General features: G+C 66.0%; 8 protein-coding genes (1 of these 8 only partly in view). 4 read left to right on the forward strand and 4 right to left on the reverse strand.

Annotated elements, in window-relative coordinates; all coding sequences use genetic code 11:
- Positions 1–15,817, reverse strand: the 5' portion of a protein-coding gene (locus OU800_RS12500; protein WP_268177598.1) for a non-ribosomal peptide synthase/polyketide synthase. 12,986 nt of this gene lie to the left of the window's left edge; the window shows 15,817 of its 28,803 coding nt (coding positions 1–15,817); its start codon is at positions 15,815–15,817; the stop codon falls past the left edge of the window.
- Positions 15,818–16,055: 238 nt separating this feature from the next.
- On the opposite strand from OU800_RS12500, the gene OU800_RS12505 reads away from it, so the two are divergent.
- Positions 16,056–16,259 (forward strand): hypothetical protein, encoded by a 204-nt coding sequence (locus OU800_RS12505; RefSeq protein ID WP_268177599.1) that lies wholly within the window; start codon positions 16,056–16,058, stop codon positions 16,257–16,259.
- Between the two features lie 6 nt (positions 16,260–16,265).
- Here OU800_RS12505 and OU800_RS12510 read toward each other — a convergent pair whose 3' ends face one another.
- Entirely contained in the window at positions 16,266–16,868 is a 603-nt protein-coding gene (locus OU800_RS12510; RefSeq protein WP_268177600.1) for a LysE family translocator, read from the reverse strand.
- A gap of 177 nt (positions 16,869–17,045) precedes the next feature.
- On the opposite strand from OU800_RS12510, the gene OU800_RS12515 reads away from it, so the two are divergent.
- Positions 17,046–18,353, forward strand: a complete 1,308-nt coding sequence (locus OU800_RS12515; RefSeq protein ID WP_268177601.1) for a diaminobutyrate--2-oxoglutarate transaminase family protein — start codon at positions 17,046–17,048, stop codon at positions 18,351–18,353.
- Positions 18,354–18,639: 286 nt separating this feature from the next.
- Here the strand turns inward: OU800_RS12515 and OU800_RS12520 are convergent, their stop codons facing one another.
- Together OU800_RS12520 and OU800_RS12525 are read right to left on the reverse strand one after the other, a co-directional pair.
- On the reverse strand, positions 18,640–20,337 hold the full coding sequence (locus OU800_RS12520) for a cyclic peptide export ABC transporter (RefSeq protein ID WP_268177602.1): 1,698 nt from the start codon (positions 20,335–20,337) through the stop codon (positions 18,640–18,642).
- Positions 20,334–21,395, reverse strand: coding sequence for a TauD/TfdA family dioxygenase (locus tag OU800_RS12525; protein ID WP_268177603.1), 1,062 nt, complete (start codon positions 21,393–21,395; stop codon positions 20,334–20,336). Before OU800_RS12525 ends, OU800_RS12520 begins: the two co-directional genes overlap by 4 nt.
- Before the next feature lie 276 nt (positions 21,396–21,671).
- On the opposite strand from OU800_RS12525, the gene OU800_RS12530 reads away from it, so the two are divergent.
- Both OU800_RS12530 and syrB2 read left to right on the forward strand, forming a co-directional pair.
- Positions 21,672–23,546: an amino acid adenylation domain-containing protein gene (locus OU800_RS12530; RefSeq protein ID WP_268177604.1), complete on the forward strand. Its 1,875-nt coding sequence runs from the start codon at positions 21,672–21,674 to the stop codon at positions 23,544–23,546.
- Positions 23,539–24,486 carry a syringomycin E biosynthesis L-threonyl-[L-threonyl-carrier protein] 4-chlorinase SyrB2 gene (syrB2, locus tag OU800_RS12535; protein ID WP_268177605.1) on the forward strand — a complete coding sequence of 316 codons (948 nt, stop codon included), beginning with the start codon at positions 23,539–23,541 and terminating at the stop codon, positions 24,484–24,486. The genes OU800_RS12530 and syrB2 overlap by 8 nt, the downstream gene beginning before the upstream one ends.
- Positions 24,487–24,548: the final 62 nt, after the last annotated feature.

Below are 24,548 nucleotides of genomic sequence, written 5' to 3' on the forward strand. Positions count from 1 at the left end.
GCTCCACACCCAGCAGGGTCTGCCAGATCGTGACCAGGGTGCGTTCGGTGTCGCTCTGCGGCGCTTCATAGCCCCGGCTGATTAGCGCATCGGCACCCGGTACCGGCAGCGCCTTGCGATCCAGCTTGCCGTTGGGCGTCAGCGGTAGCGCGTCCAGATACACGTAGGCCGCCGGAACCATGTAATCCGGCAGTTGCCCTTGCAGATGTTCACGCAGGCTCTGGATATCCTGTTGCTCGGCACCGGTGTAGTACGCCACCAGACGCAGATCACCCGGCACGTCTTCACGGGCCATGACCACGGCATCCTGAACACCGTCGAAAGCCGCCAGGCGCGCTTCGATCTCGCCCAGCTCGATACGGAAACCACGGATCTTCACCTGGTCGTCATTACGCCCCAGGTACTCCAGGTTGCCGTCTTGTAGCCAGCGCGCCAGGTCGCCAGTACGGTACAGACGACCAAACTCGGCGTGTGTGATGAAGCGTTCGGCAGTCAGGTCGTCACGGTTCAAGTAGCCACGAGCAACACCGGCACCGCCGATATACAGCTCGCCCGGTACGCCCAGCGGCACCGGCTGACGGTGTTCGTCGAGCAGGTAGAACCGGGTATTGGCCACCGGCTTGCCGATGTGCGCGGCAAAGCCATCGGCACGGTCCATCGCCACCCAACTGGAATAGGTGGTGGTTTCCGACGGGCCATAGAGGTTGCACAGGCGCTGCACCGAGGTTTCGGCGAAGAGCTTGTCGACCAGCGAACCCTTCAAGGCTTCACCAGCGACGTTGACGGTGTGTACACCTTCGTTCAGGCCACCGGATTCCAGCAACGCCTTCAAGGCCGACGGTACGGTGTTGATCAGGCTGACATTCGCCTCGCGCGCCGCCAGGGCGTTTTCCACGACGTGCACGCAGCCCCCGGTGGTCAACGGCGCAAAGCACTCGTACACCGCCAGGTCGAAGTTCAGCGAGGTGGAGAACAGGGTGTCTTTCAGCACTTCAGGCTCGAAGGCCTGCTGTGCCCAGGTCAGGAAGTTCACCGCGTTGCGGTGTTCGATCATCACCCCTTTCGGCAAGCCGGTGGAGCCGGAGGTGTAGATCAGATAGGCCAGGTTCGCAGACGTGAGGCCCGGCACCACCGGGTTGCCCTGCACATCACAATTCCAGTCAAAACCGTCAATATTTACCACCGATCGATCGCCAAGCAGCTCCAGAGTAGCGTCCTGGCCGATCACCGCCGCCGGCTCGCTGTCTTGAAGCATGTAGGCGATGCGTTCAGCCGGGTAATTCGGATCCAGCGGCACATAGGCACCGCCGGCCTTGAGTACGGCGAGCATCGCCACCAGCATCGAAGTACCGCGTTGCAGGCAGATGCCCACCCGCGCGTCCGGCACCACGCCCTGGGCAATCAGGTGTTGGGCCAGTACGTTGGCGCGGGCGTTGAGTTCGGCATAGCTCAGCACCGTGTCGCCATGCGCCACTGCCGGTGCAGTCGGTGTGCGGGCTGCCTGTTCCTCGAACAGCCCCTGCAGGGTCTGCTGCTCGGGATAGCTCATGGCCGTGGCATTGAACTGCTCGAACAGCAGGTGCCGTTGCTCGGCCGGCAGCACCGGCAGCGCACGCAGAGGCACCTGGGTACCCCGCTCCAACGCTTCGACCAGCGCTTCCAGTACTGTCAGCATCTGTTCCAGAACGCTTTGCGCGTCGATGCGCGGCTCGACCTGGACGGTCAGCTCGAAGGACTCGCCCCGGTCATCCACCGACAGGGTCAACGGATAGTGCGTGCGCTCGTGCGCTTGCATCACCTCGATGCCGTGCCAGGCCGACGCCAATGCCAGATGGTCGGTGCTGTGTCGATAGTTGAGCAGTGCGCTGAACAACGGTGCCGGGGCGGCCACGCCGCTGCAGCGCTGGGCCAGGGCCAGTGGTGCATGCTCGTGGATCAGCAGTTCGCTGAGGTTGGCGTGGGTGGTCTTCAATGCCGCAGGCAGTGGCATGTCGGCCAAGTTGATGCGCAGCGGCAGGGTGTTGATGAACATGCCCAGGGCCCGGTCACTGCCCTGCCCACCATTGAGGCGGCCCAGCAGTACGGTGCCGAACACCACGTCATCACGGCCGCTGGCGGCGCCCAGTACACGGGCCCAGGCCAGGTGATGCAGGCTCGCCGCACTCACACCGAGGCGCCGTGCCTCGCGGCGCAGGCGTTGGCTCAAGCTTGGCAGCAATGCCTGGCGATGTTCGCTCGGTTCCTGGTTGTCGCTCTGCACCAGGCCATAGGGCAAGGTCGGTTCGTCGACGTCCCCTAGCTGAGCCAGGAAGAACGCTTCGTGGGCTTCGTCGCTGATGCCCCGGCGGGCCTGGGCCACGTAATTGCGGTACGGCATCGGCGTATTCAGGGTGTCGCCAAGGCCTTGCAGCAGCGCCTGCATTTCGTTGCTCACCTCCGCCAGGGCGGTGTGATCCAGCGCCAGGTGGTGGAAGCGCAACAGCGCGACCCAGCCCTGGCGGCCTGCAGTGTTGCCCTCGGCTTTGGCGCAGGCCAGGTGCATCAGCGGCGCCAGGGTCAGATCCAGGTACTGCTGCTCAGTGCTGTAACGTGCCCGCAATGCGGCCACCGGGTCGCTGTCGGGCTGATCCAGCTCGACGATTTCCGTGGCCAGCGGCGCCTGGCGCCAGACCACTTGCACAGGGATGGCCAGGCCTTGCCAATGCACGCTGGTGCGCAGAATGTCGTGGCGGTCGATCACCGCCTGCAGCGCCTGAACAAAGGCTTCCAGCCGGGTGTGATCGTCGAAGCGGAAGGTGGCTTGCAACACATAGGGGTCGCCCGCTTTGGCGCTCAGGTGATGGTAGAGAATGCCCTCCTGCAGCGGTGCCAGCGGGTATATGTCCTGGATGTTCGCCGCACCGCCCGGAATCTGCGCGGTGATGTGATCGATCTCGGCCTGTTGCAGCGTCACCAGGGGCAGCAACTGCGGGGTAATCCGGGTGCAACCGGCGGGAATCAGGTTGTCCGGCACCTCGAGGTCGGTGCTTTCACCCACGGCAGCGGCCAGTGCCGCCAAGCTCGGCTGGTTGAACAGCACGCGCACATCGGCGCTCAGGCCTTGCTCACGCATGCGCTCGACCAGGCTCACCGCCAGCAGCGAGTGACCGCCCAGCTCGAAGAAGTTGTCGTGACGACCGACCTGCTCCACGCCCAGCAGGCTTTGCCAGATCGTGGCCAGGGTGCGTTCCCTGTCGGTCTGCGGGGCTTCGTAGCCCCGGCTTATCACGGCATCGGCACCCGGCGCCGGCAGTGCCTTGCGATCCAGCTTGCCGTTGGGCGTCAGCGGCAGCGCCTGCAGATACACATAGGCCGCCGGGATCATGTACTCCGGCAACTGGCCTTGCAGATGTTCACGCAGGCTCTGGATATCCAGCGGCTCGGCACCGGTGTAGTACGCCACCAGGCGCAGGTCGCCCGGCACGTCTTCACGGGCCATGACCACCGCGTCCTGAACACCGTCGAAGGCCGCCAGGCGCGCTTCGATTTCGCCCAGTTCGATACGGAAGCCGCGGATCTTCACCTGGTCGTCGTTACGCCCCAGGTATTCCAGGTTGCCGTCCGCCAGCCAGCGCGCCAGGTCGCCAGTGCGATACATGCGCACACCCGCTTCAGCGCTGAATGGATCGGCCAGGAAACGCTCGGCGGTGAGGTCGTCACGGTTCAGATAACCCCGCGCCACGCCGGCACCACCGATATACAGCTCGCCCGCTACACCCAGCGGCACCGGCTGACGGTGTTCGTCGAGCAGGTAGAAGCGGGTATTGCCCACCGGTTTGCCGATATGCGGCACGAAGCCATCGGCCCGATCCATGGCCACCCAACTGGAATAGGTGGTGGTTTCCGACGGGCCATAGAGGTTGCACAGGCGCTGCACCGAGGTTTCGGCGAAGAGCTTGTCGACCAGCGAACCCTTCAAGGCTTCACCGGCGACGTTGACGGTATGCACGCCTTCACTGAGGCCACCGGATTCCAGCAACGCCTTCAAGGCCGAAGGCACGGTGTTGATCAGGCTGATATTCGCCTCGCGTGCCGCCAGGGCGTTTTCCACCACATGCACGCAGCCGCCGGTGGTCAACGGCGCAAAGCACTCGTAGACCGCCAGGTCGAAGTTCAGCGAGGTGGAAAACAGCGTGTTCTGCAGCACTTCAGGCTCGAAGGCCTGCTGTGCCCAGGTGAGGAAGTTCACCGCGTTGCGGTGCTCGATCATCACGCCCTTGGGCAAGCCGGTGGAGCCGGAGGTGTAGATCAGATAGGCCAGGTTGGACGAGCTCAGGCCCGGCACCACCGGGTTGCCCATACCTTTACCTGCCGCCCAATCGAAGCCATCGAGATTTACCACCGATCGGTCGCCGAGCAACTCAAGCGTAGCGTCCTGGCCGATCACTGCCGCCGGCTCGCTGTCCGCCAGCATGTAGGCAATACGTTCAGCCGGGTAATTCGGATCCAGCGGCACATAGGCGCCACCGGCCTTGAGTACGGAGAGCATCGCCACCAGCATCGAAGTGCCGCGTTGCAGGCAAATACCGACGCGGGCATCCGGCACCACGCCCAGGGCAATCAGATGCTGGGCCAGTACGTTGGCGCGGGCGTTGAGTTCGGCATAGCTCAGGACGGTGTCGCCATGCGCCACTGCCGATGCAGTCGGTGTGCGGGCTGCCTGTTCCTCGAACAGCCCCTGCAGGGTCTGCTGCTCGGGATAGCTCATGGCCGTGGCATTGAACTGCTCGAACAGCAGGTGCCGTTGCTCGGCCGGCAGCACCGGCAGCACCTGCAATGGCTGTCGCGAGTCTTGCTCCAGCGCTTCGACCAGGCCTTGCAGTGCGGTAAGCACTTGTCCCAAGACATGCTGCGCGCCCACCTGGGCTTCGACCTGCACGCTCAGCTCGAAGGCTTCACCCAGGTCGTCCACCGCCAGGGTCAGCGGGTAATGGGTATGTTCCTTGGTGGCAAGGATCTCGATGCCTTGCCAGCCTGCGGCGTCGGCCATGGCCTCGGCCGAGCTGTGGCGATAGTTGAGCAGCGCGCTGAACAGCGGTGTCGGTGCGGCCACACCGCTGCAGCGCTGGGCCAGGGCCAGCGGCGCGTGCTCGTGGGCCAGCAGTTCGCTCAGATTGGCATGGGTGGTCTTCACCCCCTCGACCAGGCCTGCATCCCCCAGGTTGACGCGCAATGGCAGGGTGTTGATGAACATGCCCAGGGCGCGATCACTGCCCTGCCCGCCGCCAAGACGGCCGAGCAATACGGTGCCGAACACCACGTCATTGCGCCCGCTCGCCGCGCCCAGCACCCGGGCCCAGGCCACATGGTGCAGGCTGGCCGCACTCACGCCCAGTCGGCGCGCCTGGGCACGCAAGCGTAGGCTCAGGGTGTGTGGCAGGCGCAGGCGTTGCTCATCGATAGGCTGCCCCGCGTCATCACGTGGGGCCAGGCCGTAAGGCAGGGTCGGCTCGGCGAGCGAGCCCAATTGCGCCCGGAAGAAGGCTTCATGGGCCTCGGCACTCAGCCCCTGACGGGCCTGGGCCACGTAGTTGCGATACGGCACTGGCTGGCTCAAGGCCTGGCCGTGGCCCAGCAGCAGCGCCTGCATTTCCTGGTTCACCACTTCAAGCGCGGCGTGGTCCAGCACCACATGGTGGAAGCGCAGCACGGCCAGCCAGCGCCGGTTGGCCTTGTCCTCGGCATGCGCCAGGCGCAGCAACGGCGCCTGAGCCAGATCCAGGCGCTGTTGGCGGGCGTCGAACTGGGCCAGCAGGCTGGCGACGACATCCGCCTGGTCGACGGCCAGCGGCGCTGGCTCGACGCTCAGCGCGGCCTGGCGCCACACCACCTGCACCGGCGTCGACAAGCCTTCCCAGAGCAGCGAGGTGCGCAGCACGTCATGGCGGTCGATGACCTGTTGCAGGGCCTCGGCAAACGCCTGCAAACGGGCCTGCCCGTCGAAGGCGAAGACCGCTTGCAACACATAGGGGTCGCCCTGTTCAGCACTCAGGTGATGGAACAGGATGCCTTCCTGCAGCGGTGCCAGCGGGTAGATGTCCTGGATATTCGCCGCACCGCCCGGAATCTGCGCCACGATGCGGTCAATCTCGCCCTGTTGCAGGCTGACCAGAGGCAGCAACTGCGGGGTAATCCGGGTGCAGCCTTCGGGTATCAGGTTATCCGGCACCTGCACGTCGTGGCTGCCGCCCACGGCAGCCGCCAACGCAGCCAGCGTCGGCTGGCTGAACAGCACGCGCACATCGGCACTCAGGCCCTGCTCACGCATACGCTCGACCAGGCTCACCGCCAGCAGCGAGTGGCCGCCCTGCTCGAAGAAGTTGTCGTGACGACCGACCTGCTCCACACCCAGCAGGGTTTGCCAGATACTGGCCAGCTTACGCTCGGTATCGGTCTGTGGCGCTTCATAGCCTCGGCTGATCAACGCATCGGCACCCGGTACCGGCAGCGCCTTGCGATCCAGCTTGCCGTTGGGCGTCAGCGGCAGAGCGTCCAGATAGACATAGGCGGCCGGCACCATGTACTCCGGCAACTGGCCTTGCAGATGCTCACGCAGGTTCTGGATATCCAGTTGCTCGGCACCGGTGTAGTAGGCCACCAGGCGAAGATCGCCCGGCACGTCCTCACGGGCCATGACCACGACATCCTGAACGCCGTCGAAAGCCGCCAGGCGCGCTTCGATTTCGCCCAGCTCGATGCGGAAGCCGCGAATCTTCACCTGATCATCATTACGGCCCAGGTATTCCAGATTGCCGTCCGCCAGCCAGCGTGCCAGGTCGCCAGTGCGGTACATGCGCGCGCCCGGCTCGCGGCTGAATGGGTCAGCGAGGAAGCGCTCGGCAGTCAGCTCGTCGCGGTTCAGATAACCCCGCGCCACGCCGGCACCGCCAATGTACAACTCGCCGGCCACGCCCAAAGGCACCGGCTGACGGTGCTCGTCGAGCAGGTAGAACTGCGTATTGCCCACCGGCTTGCCGATATGCGGCACGAAGCCATCGGCCCGATCCATGGCCACCCAACTGGAATAGGTGGTGGTTTCCGATGGGCCATAGAGGTTGCACAGCCGCTGCACCGAGGTTTCGGCGAAGAGCTTGTCGACCAGCGAGCCTTTGAGGGCTTCACCGGCCACGTTGACGGTATGCACGCCTTCACTGAGGCCACCGGATTCCAGCAAGGCTTTAAGTGCAGACGGCACGGTGTTGATCAGGCTGACATTCGCCTCCCTGGCGGCCAGGGCATTCTCGACCACGTGCACGCAACCACCGGTGGTCAGCGGCGCAAAGCACTCGTACACCGCCAGATCGAAGTTCAGCGAGGTGGAGAACAGTGTGTCTTTCAGCACTTCAGGCTCGAAGGCCTGCTGTGCCCAGGTGAGGAAGTTCACCGCGTTGCGATGCTCGATCATCACGCCCTTGGGCAAGCCAGTGGAGCCGGAGGTGTAGATCAGGTAGGCCAGGTTGGAAGACGTGAGGCCCGGCACCACCGGGTTGGCCTGTACATCACAGATCCAGTTGAAGCTATCCAGATTTACCACCGCCCGGTCGCCAAGCAGCGCCAGGGTGGCGTCCTGACCGATCACTGCCGCCGGCTCGCTGTCTTGCAGCATGTAGGCGATGCGTTCAGCCGGGTAATTCGGATCCAGCGGCACATAGGCGCCACCGGCCTTGAGTACGGCGAGCATGGCCACCAGCATCGGCGCGCCGCGTTGCAGGCAGATGCCCACCCGCGCATCCGGCACCACGCCCTGGGCGATCAGGTGCTTGGCCAGGGCATTGGCGTGGGCGTTGAGTTCGGCATAGCTCAGCACCGTGTCGCCATGCGCCACTGCCGATGCAGTTGGTGTGCGGGCTGCCTGTTCCTCGAACAGCCCCTGCAGGGTCTGCTGCGCCGGGTAATTCATCGCCGTGGCGTTGAACGCATCGAATAGCTGGCTACGCTCGGCTGGCGGCAGCACGGTGACCCCGTGCAGCGGCGCATCGGGGTGCTGCAGCGCCTGCGCCAGGCTGTCCAGTGCGGTGTGCATGTAGTCGGCCACGCGCTGCGGCGACACTTGCGCCACGGTCTGCACCGTGAGCAGGAAGCCTTCACCCAGGTCATCGACCGAGAGCATGAACGGGTAGTTGGTGCGTTCTTCGACATGCAAGACCTGCACGCCGGCCCACTGCCGTTCGGCATCTTCTGGCTGCTGCGGGCTGTGCCGGTAGTTGAGCAGCGCGCTGAACAGCGGCAAGGCTGCCGGCACGGCGCTGCAACGTTGCGCCAGCGCCAGCGGCGCGTGTTCGTGGCCGAGCAAGGCGGTCAGCCGCGCATGGGTGTCGGCCAGGGCCTGGCGTACCGTCACCTCGCCCAGCGCCACGCGCAATGGCAAGGTGTTGATGAACATGCCCAGGGCGCGTTCGGCGCCCTGGCCGCTGTGCATGCGGCCCAGCAGCACGGTGCCGAACACCACGTCGTCGCGCCCGGCCAGCGCGCCCAGCACCTGGGCCCAGGCCAGGTGATGCAGGCTGGCAGGGCTGACGCCGTATTGGCGTGCCAGGTCGCGCAGGCGCAGGCTCAGCGCGGTCGGTAGCTGGAGCTGGTGTTCCAGTACGCCCTGGCCGTCGCCCTGCACCTGTTGCAGATCCAGCGGCAAGGTCGGGGTCTCGACGTCGGACAGCATCTGGGTGAAGAACGCCTCGTGGCGTGCCTGGCTGACCCCCAGGCGCGCCTGCGCCACGTACTGCCGGTACGGCACCGGCTCGGCCAGGTGGTGTTCCTGGCCGCTCAGCAGCGCCTGCATTTCCTCCTGCATCACCTCCAGCGCGACGTGGTCCATGGCAATGTGGTGGAACAGCAGCACCGCGACCCAGCGCTGGTTCGCGGCATCCTCGGCGCACACCAGGCGCATCAGCGGGGCCTGGCGCAGATCCAGGCGGCACTGGCGCGGGTCATACAAAGCCTGCAATTGCTCGATGACCGGCCCTTGCGCGCCATCCAGGGTCAGTGTTTCAACGCTCAGCGGTGCATCCCGCAGCACCACCTGCAACGGCTGCGGCATGCCCTCCCAGGCCAGTGCGGTACGCAGGATGTCGTGACGCTCGATGACCTTGTGCAGCGCCTCGACGAAGGCGTCGAACTGCTCGCGACTGCCCACGGCAAAGCTGGCCTGCAACAGGTAGGGGTCGCCCTGTCCGGCGCGCAGGTGGTGGTACAGGATGCCTTCCTGCAGCGGCGCCAGCGGGTAGATGTCCTGAATGTTCGCGGCGCCGCCGGGTACCTGCGCGGCCAACGCATCGAGACTGGCCTGGTTCAGTTCGACCAGTGCCAGCATGTCCGGGGTAATGCGCGAGCAATCGGCAGGAATGCGGTTGTACGGTACTTGCAGTTGCGGCTCGTCGCGGCCCACGGCAGCGGCCAGTGCGGCCAGGGTCGGCTGGCTGAACAGCACCCGTACGTCGGCCTGCAGGCCCATCGAACGCAGACGCTCGATCAGGCGCACCGCCAGCAGCGAGTGGCCGCCGAGGGCAAAGAAGTGGTCGTGGCGGCCAACCCGGGCGACCCCGAGCAGTTCGCTCCACAGCGCCGCCAGGGTGATTTCCAGCTCGCCTTGCGGTGCCTCGTAGGCCTGGCTGGCGAAGGCGTCTTCGCCCGGCGCCGGCAACGCACGGCGGTCGAGCTTGCCGTTGGCCGAGACCGGCATGGCGGCCAGCGCCACCCAGGCAGCCGGAACCATGTAGTCGGGCAACTGCGCCTGCAGGTATGCGCGCAACTCATCGGCACTCGGTGCAGCGATGCCAGGCTGTTGCGTGAACCACGCCACCAGCCGCGGACCGGCCTCAGCGGGCAGAGCCTTGACGGCCACGTCGCGCAGCGCCGGGTGCTCGGCCAGACGGGTTTCCACCTCGCCCAGCTCGACACGGAAACCGCGGATCTTCACCTGATCGTCGTTGCGGCCCAGGTACTCGATCACTCCGTCCTGGGCATAGCGGCCCAGGTCGCCGGTCTTGTACAGGCGCTGCGCCGGGTCGTCACTGAACGGGTCGGCGATGAAACGCTCGGCGGTCAGTGGCTCGCGGTTCAGGTAACCGCGCGCCAGGCAGGCGCCGCCAATATGGATTTCCCCGGCGATGCCTTCCGGCACCGGCTGGCCGCTGGCATCGAGCAGGTACAGGCGGGTGTTGCCGATCGGCCGGCCGATCGGCGGCAGGCTGGGCCATTGCGCCACGTCAGCAGGCAGGGTGTAGGCGCTGGTGACGTGCGACTCGGTCGGCCCGTAATGGTTGTGCAGGCGGCACTGTGGCAAGTGCTCGAACAGGGCGCGAATCGGCGCGGTAATGCGTAATTGCTCACCGGCGGTGATCACCTCGCGCAGCCGGCACGGCAAGGCCTGCAACGCCGGGTTGGCCACGAAGGCTTCGGCCAGGGCCTGCAGGGCCAGGCACGGCAGGTAGAGCCGGGCGATTTCGGCGTGGCACAGGTGCTCGAACAAGGCCGGGAAATCCAGGCGCAGCTCTGCCGGAATCAGCGACAGCGGCGCGCCCTGACTCAACGCAGTGAAAATTTCCTGGAAGGCCACGTCGAAGCCCAATGCTGCGAACTGCAGCGTGGCCGGAGCATCACCTGCGCCCTGGTCAACCTGCCAGTGCAGCAGGTTGACCAGGGGGGCATGGGGCATGGCCACGCCTTTCGGCTGGCCGGTGGAGCCGGAGGTGTAGATCACATAGGCCAGCGAATCGGCGCCCTGTTCCAGGCGTGCCGGGTTCTCGGCGCTGTGCGCGGCGAAGTGGCTCAGGTCGTCGAGCAACAGCACCGGGCAGGCGGCCTGCGCCAGGCGTGGGTGCAACGCCGCCTGGGTCAGCAGCACCTGCGGCGCGCTGTCACCTAGCATGTAGGTCAGGCGCTCGTCCGGGTAGTCGGGATCCAGCGGCACATAGCCAGCGCCGGACTTGAGGATCGCCAGCAGGCCCACGACCATCTCCGGGCCGCGCTGGCAACAGATCGCCACACGCTGGTCGGCAGCAGCCCCCAGCTCGCGCAAACGGTGCGCTAGCTGGTTGGCCTGGCGGTTCAGTTGCTCATAGCTCAGGTGCTGACCCTGGAAGCTCACCGCCAGCGCATCAGGCTGGCGTGCGGCCTGCGCTTCGACCAGCTCATGAACCAGCTGCCCGGTGGGATAAGCGCTGGCCGTGGCATTGAAGTCATGCAACAGACGCTGACGGCGCGCCGCCGGCAGGCAGACCAGTTCGGGCAGCGCCACCTCGACGGGCTGTTCCAGCGCGTCGATCAGCGACTGCAGCGTCGTGTGCATCATCTCGACCACCTGCGCGGCGTCGATGCCCTGCACCATCTGGGCAGTGAGTTCGAAGCGCTCACCCAGGTCGTCGACCGACATCGACAGCGGATAGTGGGTACGTTCCTGGCCATCGACCAGCACGCAACCGCCCCAGCGACGCTCACCCTCGCCGGCGGCCACCGCGCCGTGGCGATAGTTGAGCAGCGCGCTGAACAGCGGTGTCGGCGCGGCGACGCCGCTGCAGCGCTGGGCCAGAGCCAGCGGCGCATGCTCGTGGGCCAGCAGCGCCGCCAGTCGCTCGTGGGCCTGGCGCGCTGCGGCGCGCACGCTGCTGGCGGCGGTGTCGAGGCGCAGCGGCAAGGTGTTGATGAACATACCCAAGGCGCGTTCGGCATGCAGGCCCGCGTGCAGTCGGCCCATCAGCACGGTACCGAAGACCACGTCATCGCGCCCGGCCAGGCGCCCGACCACAATGGCCCAGGCCAGGTGATGCAGGCTGGCGACGCTCACCCCCAGCTCGCGGGCCTGGCTGCGCAGGCGCCTGGCCTGCGCGGCTTCCAGGGTCAGGCTGGCCTGCGCGACGGCCTGGCCATCGACCGGCATCTGCTCCACACCGAACGGCAGTGTCGGGGCATCGACATCGCCCAGGGTTGCGCGGAAGAACGCCTCCTGCGCCGCGCGGTCGCTGCCCAGCAGGGTTTGCGCCACATAATTGCGGTACGGTACCGAGGCCGGCAGCGAGGCCTGGCGACCCTGCAGGTGCGCCTCGATTTCCTGGCCCAGCAGCCCCAGCGAGGTGGCGTCATCGATCAGGTGGTGGAACAGAAGCACCGCGACCCAGCCCTGGCCAGGGTCTTCGGCCAGATGCAGCTCCAGCATGGGCGCCTGACGCAGGTCCAGGCGGGTGTGGCTGGGGTCGAGCGCAGCCTTCAGCTGAGCGGCGATGTCACCGTCGGCTGCCGCCAGCCGGTGTTCCCGTACCCGCAGCGGCGCCTGGCGCCACACCACCTGCATGGGCGTGGTCAGCCCTTCCCAGGCAATGCCGGTACGCAGGATGTCATGCCGGTCGATGACCGCTTGCAGTGCAGCGACCAGGCCATCGACCTGCGCGTGGTCGGCCAGGCGCAGGGTGCCCTGCAGCAGATAGGGGTCGCCCTGGGTACTGGCCAGATGGTGATAGAAAATACCTTCCTGCAGCGGCACCAGCGGGTAGATGTCCTGGATGTTCGCGGCGCCGCCCGGCACAGCCTCGGCCACGGCATCGAGTTGTGCCTGGCTCAGTTCGGCCAGGGCCAGCATGCCCGGTTCCAGGCGCGTACAACCGGGCGGAATGCGGTTGGCCGGCACCGCGACCGGGGCACTGTCCGCCACGCGACTGGCCAGCGCGGCCAGGCTCGGCTCGGTGAACAGCGCCCGCACTTCGACGTCCAGGCCCTCGCCGCGCAAGCGCTCGGCCAGCTTGACCGCCAGCAGCGAGTCGCCACCCAGCGCGAAGAAGTGGTCGTGACGGCTGATCGCCTCGATGCCCAGCAGCTCGCTCCATAGCCGCGCCAGGGTTTGCTCCAGCGGCCCTTGCGGCGCTTCAAAGCCGCTGCGCACGTAGGCCTGGTCATCAGGCTCGGGCAAGGCTTTCTGATCCAGTTTGCCATTGCCGGTCAGCGGGAAGGCTTCGAGGGTCACGTAGGCGGCTGGCAGCATGTAGTCCGCCAGGTGCTGTGCCAGCTCGGCACGCAGCTCGCCCGGAACCAGTACCACACCCGGCTCGGCCAGCAGGTAGCAGACCAGGCGTTTGCCGCCCTGACCATCATCGCGGGCCACCACCACCGCATCGCGCACGCCCTGGCAACGCGCCACGCGCGCCTGGATTTCGCCCAGTTCGATACGGAAACCACGCACCTTGACCTGCTGGTCGTTACGCCCCAGGTAATCAAGCGAACCATCGTCCAGCCAGCGGGCCAGGTCGCCACTGCGGTACATGCGCGCCTGCGCATCGGCCACGAACGGATCGGCGAGGAAACGCTCGGCATTGAGTTCCGGGCGGTTCAGGTAGCCGCGCGCCACCCCTGCTCCACCCACATACAGCTCGCCCACCTCACCCGGCGGCACGGGCTGCCCGTGGGCATCGAGCAGGTACAGGCGCAGGTCGTCCAGGCGCCGGCCGATCGGGCTGCCGCTGCGCAGGGTGTCGGCCTGGCTCAGTGGGTAGCAGGTCACGTGCACCGTGGTTTCGGTGATGCCGTAGAGGTTGTAGAGGTGGGTCTGCGCGTTCAGCGGGCAGGCGTACCAGGGAATCAGGCTGGCCGGCTCCAGGGCCTCGCCACCGAAGATCACCTGGCGCAGCGCGTGCTCGCGTGGCTGTTGGCCCTGGGCAGCGATCAACTGGCGGAAGGCGCTGGGGGTCTGGTTCAGCACTGTGACCTGGCTGTCGCACAGCAGGTTGTAGAAGTCCGCCGGCGAACGGCTGACCCACTGCGGCACCAGCAGCAGGCGCCCGCCGTGCAGCAGCGCACCCCAGATTTCCCACACCGAGAAGTCGAAGGCAAACGAATGGAACAGCGCCCAGGTGTCCTGTTCGGAAAACACCAGCCACGGCGCGGCGGCGCTGAACAGCCGGGTGACGTTGCGGTGCTCGACCATCACGCCCTTGGGCAGCCCGGTGGAGCCGGAGGTGTAGATCACATAGGCCAGGTGCTGCGGCTGTACATCGGCACGCTCGGGGTCGTGTTGCGGCTGCTCGGCCAGGGCCGGCGTCTGTGGCCCGGCCAGTCCGGGCAAGGCCAGCGCCTGCTGCGGCAACCGGGCGTGCACGTCGGGCTCGCTGAGCAGCGCCATGGGCGCGCAATCCTCCAGCATGAAGGCCAGTCGCTCGGCCGGCGCCGTCGGGTCCATGGGCACATAACCGGCACCGGCCTTGAGTACACCCAGTACGGCGACGAGCATCCACGGGCCGCGCTCCACGCAGATCGCGACCCGGTCATCGGGACCGACGCCCTGGCCGATCAGGTAATGCGCCACCTGGTTGGCCTGCGCGTTGAGTTGCGCGTAGCTCAGGTGGCTGCCTTCATGCAGCAGCGCCACGGCGTCCGGGCTTTGCCGTACCTGTGCCTCGAACAGCCCGTGCAGGGTGTGCGGATGGCTGGTGCTCGCCAGCGGCGGGTTCCAGGCCTGCAACTGGCGCAGTTCGTCCGGGGTGGCGAGCTCGAAGGCCTGCACGGCCAGCTCCGGGGCCTGCAAGCCTTGCTCGAGCACATGCATGAAACGCTCGGCCAGGCGCTCGATGTCCTGGTCGCGGAAGAACCCATGGTTGTAGATGAAGTGCAGCCACACCTCGTCGGTGTGCGGGTTGCTGCGAATGTGCAGGGCCAGCGGCGCCTGCTCGTGACCATTGCTGGCCTTGATCGAATAGGGACGCGTGTCGTCGAAGGCCAGCCGGTGGTCGGTCACCTCATAGGACACCGACACATCGAACACCTGGCCACGTCCGTCGCGCAAAAGCCCCAGCGAGCGGTTCAGGTCGCTCAGGGCGAAGCGCTGGGCGCGGTAGTCCTGGCGTAGCGTGCGGGTGATGCCGTCGACCAGTTCGGCGAAGCTCAGGTCGGTGCCGAAGTTCAGGCGCACCGCGCTGACCTGGGTGAACAGCCCCACGGTTTCGCGGAAGGTGGCGCTGGAACGGTTGAGTAGCGGCAGCCCGATGACCAGTTCGTCGCGCTGACGGGCGCGCAGCAGGTAGACGTAGACCGCCGCCAGCAGCACCTGGAAGCGCGAGGCCTGGCGGGCGTCGGCCAGGCGGTCGATGCCTGCCAGCAGGCTGGCTGGGTAGCGGCGGATCAGATGCCCGGAGGTATTGGGGTGCGCCCCGGCCAAGGGCTCGAACAGGGGCTCGGGCACCTGCCGGTACTTGTCCAGCCAGTAGGCACGGTCGCGCTCGAAGCGCCGTGAGCCACGGTAGGCGGCATCGTCCTCGACGTAGCGCAGGTAGGATGGCGCCTCGCCCGGCAGGGGTGCATCAGTGCTGTACAGCTCGCCCAGGTCGCGCAGCAGCAAGGCGATGCCCCAGCCATCGAGCACGATGTGGTGGGCCTGCACGCCGAGGTAGGACAGCGTGTCGCTGACCGCCACCCACTGAAAACGCAGCAGCGAGGCCTCGTGCATCTGGAATGGCTGGCTGTGATAGCCCTGCAGCCAGGCCTGAGCGGCACCCTGCGGGTCACGCTCTTCGCGGGTGTCGTGCACCTGCACCGTCACCGGCAGGTCATCGACGAAGCTCTGCAACGGCAGGCCGTCCTCCCCCTGTCCTTCGCGCAGTACAGTGCGCAAGGCCGGGTGACGCCGCACCAGCCGGTCGACTGCCCGCTGCAGCCGCTCGGGGTCGAGCAGGCCGTCGATCTCCACGTGCCCGCAGATGTTGTAGAGCGGCACCTGCGCCTGTACCGCCTGGTCCAGCCAGATGTCTTTTTGCGCCGAGGTCAAGGGGTGGAGGTTACCGAGCGAGCGGAACAGATTCATGCGTGATTTCCCATAGCATCGTGACGGCCGGGCACGCCCTCCACGGGCGAACCTGTCCCTGTGCCGGGGACTTTAATCAGACGCTGGTGGTGGTGTATGTCACGCAAATCCCGGACAAGCTGTCCCCGATTCGCCGTGGTGGCTGTCCGGTTTTCCGATGACAGACAAGGGCCTGCGTCGCTGCTCGAATGCCTGCGAACGGGCGCGCACGGGGCGAGCCCTTCCAGGAGGCAGGCTGATGAATGATTTCGAGGCGGGACAGTACGTGCGCCTGCGCGCAGGCGGACGAATCATGCGGGTGATCGCGGCACCACCCTTTGAAAGCCCGTTGGTGGCCTGTGAATACCGCGAGAAGCATCGGCGGGTGACTGGCCTCTATGCAGCCAGCGCCCTGATAAGGGCACCCGCGCCGCACCAGGTGGCGAGCGCCAGGAGCGGATGAAACGGCTCAGGCCAGCAACGGCTTGACTGCGACGCTGTAGAGCAGGCCACTGGCGAACAGCGCAATGACCATCGACACGCCACGGTTCACCCAGAAGGTGGCGTGATCGGAGCTCAGGCGACCACCGAACAACGCCCCGAGCGCCACCCAGGCGCTACCCACCGGCAGCACGACCAGGGTGAAGGCCGCCATGAACGCCAGGTAGCTGTCGCCGTGCATGAAGGTGCCGACCGGCGCCACGAAAGAGGCGAAGAACAGCCCCTTGGGGTTGCTCAGGGTCGCGGCGAACAGCCCTGCCGGGGACAGCCCGGGCGTACCGTCCCCGGCGCCCCGGCGCGCCGCCCCCCACAGCTTGATGGCGATGTAGAACAGAAAGCCGACCGCGAAGACCTTGCTGAGCGTTGCCACCCAGGGGTAGTCACGGGCGATCCAGTTCAGGGTCAGGCCCCAGGCACTGATCTGCAGCACATAGGCCAACCATTCCGCGACCACCCACTGCAAGGCGCGCAGATTCAGGCCACGGTTGACACCGGTCTGGAACAGCAGCGAATTGGTCGGCCCCGGCACGGCCAACACGGCGAACAACGCCAGGAAGATCGTTTCACTCATGAGCGGTACTCACCTGTCTTGGAGTTACAGAGCCGGTATTGAAGCTACGGCCCACGGCAATGTCTGGCATGGAAAGCCGGGACAGCCGGGTCGCGGCAAATTGTCCGGCCGCCGGCACTGCCGGAGAATCGAGGCGCCCACGAGGCTTTCTCTTTTTGCGCAGGCGGATGATCGGACATGCCAGAACTCAGCGATCTATCGAAAGTGGAATCCAACGCCCGCACTTATGCGGCCAACTTCAAGCAATTGTTCGTCAAGGGTAATGGCATGCGTCTGAAGGATGCCCAGGGCCGTGAATACCTCGACTGCCTGAGCAATGCCGGCACCCTGGCGCTGGGGCACAATCCGCCAGCGGTACGCGACGCGGTGCTGGAATTCCTGCAGACCGATCAGCTACAACAGGCACTCGATCTGGCCACCCCGGCCAAGCACACTTTCGTCAAGACACTGTTCGCCACCCTGCCCCCGGCACTGCGCGACCATGGCAAGGTCCTGTTCTGCGGGCCCAGCGGCTCGGATGCGGTGGAAGCGGCCATCAAGCTGGCTCGCCATTACACCCAACGCTCGACCTTGCTGGCCTTCCAGGGCGGCTATCACGGCATGACGGCCGGGGCGCTGTCGGCAATGGGCAACCTCAAGCCGAAGTTTCATGCCGCCGCAGTGACGGCCGGCACGCATTTCATGCCTTTCCCCTACCCGCTGCGCTGCCCGTTCGGCACCGACGGCCGCCACACCGAGCAACTGAGCATCGACTACCTGCGCACGCTGCTGAACGACCCGGAGAGCGGCGTGCAGCAGCCGGCCGCCGTGCTGGTGGAAGTGGTGCAAGGTGAAGGCGGTTGCATTCCGGCTTCGGCCAACTGGATGCGCCAGTTGCGCGAGCTGACCCGGGAGCTGGGCATCCTGCTGATCGTCGACGAGGTACAGACCGGCCTGGGCCGCACCGGCAGCCTGTTCGCCATCGAGCACTCGGGCATCGTGCCGGACATCCTGGTGCTGTCCAAGGCCATCGGCGGCGGCTACCCGATGTCGTTGATCGTCTTCGCCGAGCACCTGGACACCTGGACCGCTGGGATGCACGCTGGCACCTTCCGTGGCAATCAGATCGCCATGGTGGCCGGCGCAGCGACCATCGAGCACATCCAGACCAACGGCCTGGTGGCGCGCGCCGCACAGGCCGGCGAGCACCTGCGCGAGGGACTGGACAGCCTGGCCCGACGCTACCCGGCGCTGGCCGAGGTGCGCGGGCGCGGGCTGATGCTGGGTGTGGAAATCGCCCAGCCGGGCCACGACGGCCGCCCCGGCCCGGCCGACAAGGCCCTGGCGGCGGCCATCAAACGCGAGTGCTTTGCCAAAGGCCTGCTGATCGAAACCGGCGGCCGGCACAACTCGGTACTGCGCTTCCTGCCGCCGCTGAATATCAGTGATGAGGAGATCGGTCAGGTGCTGGAGCGTTTCGACAGCGCGCTGGAAGCGGTGTGCTGAGGCTGGCATAAGCCGGTGTACCCGCCCTCGGGCTTTGGCCGCGAAACGCTTCCCAGCTGAAGTCGGTTCTTCCCACTGGCCAGGGATGGCCCAGTGCGCCGCCCCCTGGAATGGCACCAGAGGGACGTCCGTCCGCAGGACGAACCCCAAACCAGGAGCAAGCGGTTTTGCTCACTTTTGCCGCGACAGAAGTGAGCTGCTGCAAGAGCGGCAAGTTGACTCAAGATCACCCTGCAGCGGCGGTGTACTCGCTCTGGAGTAAACCGCCTTAGTTGCAAGCCCGGAACTAGGCCTGCTGCTCCTGCAAGGCGCAATCGATGTCCGAAACGATCCGTCCGCTGTCGAGCTTGATGATGCGGTCGGCTAGCTGGAAGTACTGGTCATCGTGGGTGATGATCAGCACCGTCTTGCCGCGTCGCTTCAGGTCGGGCAGCAGCTCTTGATAGAAGAAGCGCTTGAACGGCGGGTCCTGGTCGGCAGCCCATTCATCCAGCACGTACACCGGCCGGTCCTCCAGGTAGGCGCACACCAGCGCCAGGCGCTTCTGTTGCCCGTACGACAGCGCCTTGAGCGTCGAGTAGCCATGCCCCTGGATCTGCACCTTGTCGGCCAGCCCGAGGGTTTCCAGGTACTGCCTGGCGGTGTCCGGGCAGGCACCGTTTTCATCCGGGCCGATCAGCCGGTTGAATAGCTGGAAGTCCGAGAACACCGCCGAGAACAGATCGCGATAGGCACTACGGTTGTTCTCGTCGATGACCTGCTCGCCCAGCTTGAGCTGGCCCTCGTTGGGCACGTAGAGCCCGCACAAGACCTTGGCCAGAGTGCTCTTGCCGCACCCGTTGCCGCCCACGATGTACACCAGTTGCCCGGGCACTAGCTGCAGGTCGATCGGTCCCAGGGCAAAGCCTGTGCTGGCATCGGCGCCCTGGTACTGCACCCGTACGCCCTGCAGGGAAATATCGGCCATGCCTTCGCTGCCGACTACGGCGGGCAGCGCTGGCACTTCAGGCTCGGCGGTATGACTGTGATGCGCATCGATGGAAAAACCGAACTGCGCCAGACGGGTACTCGCCACCCGCCCCTGTGCCAGCACCGGCATCGCCCCCACCAGCAGCGACACCGGGCCCATGATGTACAACACCGCCAGCAGGCTGGCGGTCAGCACGCTGGGTTCGAGCACCGCCAGTTGCGGCGCGACGAACAGCAGGCAGCCGATGAGCAACGACAGGGTCAGCTGCCCGACGTTGTCGCCCAGGGTGAACCACACCCTTTCGATGAAATTTAGCTGCGCCACACGAGTAGACGACGCCTCGATTGCCGTACGGCTGAACCAGTTGCGGCGAATGCGGTTGAGCTTGAGCTCCTTGAGCCCGAACACCAGCGCATGGGTGTACTCGTTGAAGGCGGTGTACTCGTCGCGCATACGGCTCGACACGCCGATACCCTTGCCGAAGCAGAAGAAATACAGCACCACGCCGAGCAGCATCAGCCCCAGGGTGAAGGCCAGCACCACCCACGACAGGTAGGCCAGGTAGCCGATACCGAAGACGAACACCGTGGCCTCGACCAACACCGTAGGGATCACCACCAGGGTGGTGCTGAGCTGAGGGATGTCGGTGGTGAGCATGGTCAGCACATTGGCTGCGCCGCGTCGGTCGACTTCTTCCAGCGGCGTCGTGAGGATCTTGCGGCACAGCGCGATGCGCAGGTGGGTCATGATGCGTCGACTGGCGAGGGCCGGAAAGAGTGCCGCGCCGTTGCGAAACAGCAGCGCCACCACGCTCAGGCCGACGAACCAGTACAACGCTGCAGAGCGTGCGGCGGCGTCGTGGATCGCCGTGTTGATCACGTTGACCACGGCGATGGAGGCCACCCCGCTGATCACCCCGGCCAGCACAGTGAACAGGGTCAGCCACGGGTGACTGCGCCATAACAGACGCAGCAGCGAACCGGGCTTGGCGGGCGTGTCGGCGGTCGTGTTCATGGCTGTCTCCAGACGTGGTCACGCTCGACCATCTCGCCCATGGCCACGGCGATCAGCCGCGGTTCCTGATACGGATCGCGGGCATGTGCGGTGAGCATGTTGTCGAGCATCACCAGGTCACCCTGCTGCCAGTCGAAGCGTACCGCGCAGGCCTCATAGGCCTCGCCGATCAGTTGCATGGTGCGGTCGTCGATCGGGCTGCCGTCGCCATAGCTCACCAGGCGCGGCAAGCGGCCCTCGCCAAAAAAGTCGAGCAGGTCCTCACGCATGTCTTCGCCCAGGCAGTACGGATGATGCAATTGCACCTGATTGAAGAACGCCGCCTCGCCGGTAATCGGATGCTGCAGCACGCCGGGGCAGTGGGTATGGATCTGCAGGGTGTCGTCGTCGAGCCATTCAAAGGCAGTGCCCTGCGCGCGGCAGTGAGCCTCCACCTGCTCGCGCTGCTCGGTGCCGAAGAACTGCTGCCAGCTCGGCTCGACCCCCTCGATGAAAGTACGGCTGTAACGCAGGCCCTTGCTGGCAAAGGCCTGCGCCACCTCCTCCGGTAGCCGACGCAGCACCTGGCGAATGTCGGCCAGCGGCGTGGCCCCACCCACCTTGGACGGCAGCTCGCAGTAGAACCACTGCTTGCGCGGCCAGCTCTCCAGATGCGAGCTCTCGTTGTGGTAGAGGATCATTTCCTGCTCCGGATAAGGCGTCGAGCGGTACACGTTGCGCCCGCCTTCCTTTTTCGGCAGGTCGCCGTAGCCGCCGTGCAATCCCGGCGACAGCGCCTCGGCAAAGGCTTCAAAGGCCGCCACGTTGTCCAGGCCGAAACCACGGAACAGCAGCGCGCCGTGCTGACACAGCAGGGCGTCCAGTGCAGCGCGCTGCTCGGCCGCCCAGCTCAACACATCCAGGCCCGGCTGCGCGGGTTCTATCACCAGCGGCAAGCTGGCCTGCGGCGACAGTTGTGAGAGGCGCACGCGGTCGTCCAGCGCCTCGCTTGGCGGTTGCAAGGGCATCGTACGGCTCGCCTGGCGGGCGGTGGGCGAGACAGGGTTTTCTGCGGTCATGGGCGGCTCCCGGGCAGTGACAAAAGCTCAGGGCGCTGCCGCTGAAACCGTGCATGGCGCGCCCACCAGCCGACGATCTAAGCACCGCCCGCGCGTGGCTGTCTGTCACCTCAAACCGGGACAGTCGGACAGCAAGGGCTTGTCCCGGTTTTCCTCGACAGACACCCCGAACGCCTCGGTGCTCCAATTCTTCAATGTGTGAAAACACACCACCCTGCGCCCAGGCACGGCGCCACGGCGTAATGCCCTTTGCGACCTTTACAGGAGCGTTATCGAATGCCGATTTCTCCCCCCTCTGGCAGCCCAGGCCACTTCTCCGGCACCCCCTTGCCCAAGTCTGCCCTGTTGCACGAGCTGTTCGGCGCCCAGGCCCGCGCCGTTCCCGAGCGCACCGCGGTCAGTGACCAGGACGGGGCTCTGAGCTATGCGGAACTGGATGCCGCGTCTTCACGCCTGGCCGCCCACTTGCGCACCGAGGGCGTCAAGGCAGGCACCTTGGTCGGCCTGTGCCTGCCGCGGGGCACGCAACTGGTCAGCGCCCTGCTGGGCATCCTCAAGGCCGGCGGTGCCTACGTGCCGATCGACCCGCGCTACCCGGCAAAACGCATTGCCCACATCATTCAGGACAGCGGCCTGCAGGTGCTTATCGGCGATGCCCAGAGCCTGGAACAACCGCTGCCCGAAGGCATCAGGCTGCTGGGCATCGACGCCCTGCTGCAGAGCAGCGACACGCCACTGACACCCGGCGATGCCCGCGACCCGGCACAGTCAACGGCCTATGTGATCTACACCTCCGGCTCCACCGGCACCCCCAAGGGTGTGCAGGTCACCCATGCCAACGCCAGCGCGCTGTTGGCCAGCACCCAGCGCCGCTTCGAGTTCAACAGCGACGATGTGTGGTCGATGTTCCACTCCATCGGCTTCGACTTTTCGGTCTGGGAAATCTGGGGCGCCCTGGCCCACGGCGGACATGTGGCGATCGTGCCTTACGAGGTTTCCCGCTCGCCGCAGGCCTTCCAGGCATGGCTGGCCAAGACCGGCGTCACCGTCCTCAGCCAGACCCCTTCGGCGTTCCGTGGCCTGGATCAGGCCAATCAGCAGGCCCCCGAGCCACTGGCCCTGCGTTACGTGGTGTTCGGTGGCGAGGCGCTGCCGTCCAGCGTGCTGCAGTCCTGGGTAGCGCGCCATGGCGACGCCCGGCCCCAGTTGGTGAACATGTACGGCATTACCGAGGCCACGGTGCACACCACCTACCACCGCGTGCTGGCCCAGGATCTGGAGCAGCACGCCAGCGTACCGATCGGTCGACCACTGGATGGCTGGGTCCTGCACCTGCTCGATGAGCACGGCGCTGCCGTGGCGGACGGCCAAGTGGGTGAGCTGTTCATCGAAGGTGCTGGCGTTGCACCGGGCTACCTCAACCGCCCAGAGCTGACCGCCGAGCGCTTCGTAACCCTGCCCGGCAGCCAAACCCGCGCCTACCGCAGCGGCGACCTGCTCAGCCGCGACGTGCACGGTGTGCATCACTACAAGGGCCGTGCCGACCAGCAACTGAAGGTACGCGGCTTCCGCATCGAGGCCGGTGAAGTGCAGGCCTGCCTGCAGCGCGACGGACTGATCAGCGCCAGCCATGTGTGTGCCCACGATTACGGCGACGGAGACGTACGCCTGCTGGCCTACGTGGTGCCAGCCGACGGCTCCGGGCAGTTGAGCCCTGCCCTGCGCGACAGCCTGGCTGCCCTGGCCAGTGAGCAACTGCCCGACTTCATGCGTCCTTCGGCCTATGTGGCACTGGCGCAACTGCCACTGACCGACCACGGCAAGATCGACAGCGCGCGCCTGCCCTCGCCGAGCAGTGCCGAACACCCTGCTGCGCAGCAACAAGGCGACCTTTCGGAACACCAGCGCCGCGTGCTCAAGGTGTGGTGCGAAGACATCGGCCTCAAGGGCATCGGCCTGGACGACGACTTCTTCGACTTCGGCGGTACCTCGCTGGCACTGATTCGCGCCCTGAGCGTTCTGAAAACCCACTACCGCATCGACCTCAACCCCGGTGTGCTGGCCGATGGCGCCACCGCGCGGGTTCTGGCCCAGAGCATCGAATTGTCACTTGGCAACGCCCAACGTTTGAAGGAGCAAGCCCATGTCTGAAGTCGCTACAGAGCAACGCTTTCACCTCACCGCCGAAGAACGTGCCCAGTTCGAGAGAGACGGTTTCATCGGTCCGTTCACCGCCTATTCCCAGGATGAAATGAAGGACATCTGGCGGCGCACGCGCCTGCGCCTGCTCGAGCGCAGCCATGCGGTCTACCAGGATCTGGACGCGATCTCCGGAGCCACCAACATCGCCAACTACGACCGCCACCTGGACGATGACTTCCTCGCCGACCACATCTGCCGCGCGCAGATCTGCGACCGCGTGCAGAGCATCCTGGGCCCTGACGTGATCTGCTGGCGTACCGAGTTCTTCCCCAAGTACCCCGGCGACGAAGGCACCGACTGGCACCAAGCCGACACCTTCGCCAATGCCTCCGGAAAGCCGCAGATCGTCTGGCCGGAACATGAAGACTTCGGCGGCACCATCACCGTCTGGACCGCCTTCACCGACGTGACCATCGCCAACGGCTGCCTGCAGTTCATCCCCGGCACGCAGAACAGCATGAACTACGACGAGACCAAGCGCATGGAGTACTCGCCGGAGCTGGTCAACGCCAAGGAAAAGAACGGCGTGCGCCGCGGCTTCTTCGGCTACGACTATCGCCAACTGCAGATCGACGAGAACTGGGAGCCTGACGAAAGCAAGGCGGTACCGATCCAGATGAAGGCCGGCCAGTTCGTCATCTTCTGGTCGACCCTGATGCACGCTTCCTACCCGCACAGTGGCGAGAGCGAGGAAATGCGCATGGGCTTCGCGTCGCGTTACGTGCCATCGTTCGTACACGTGTACCCGGACTCCGATCACATCGAGGAGTACGGCGGCAAGATCAGCCTGGAAAACTACGGTGCGGTGCAGGTGGTCGGTGAGCACACACCGGCCTACAACCGCCTGGTCACCCATACCACACGCGGCAAGCGCTTCGAGCGCAACTAAGCCCCTCGGCAGGGCCGGCTCCGGCCCTGCCACCCCCCTTTCGTCTTTTGCGGAGCTGCCCC

The organism is Pseudomonas sp. GOM7, from assembly GCF_026723825.1.
Taxonomy (GTDB): Bacteria; Pseudomonadota; Gammaproteobacteria; order Pseudomonadales; family Pseudomonadaceae; genus Aquipseudomonas.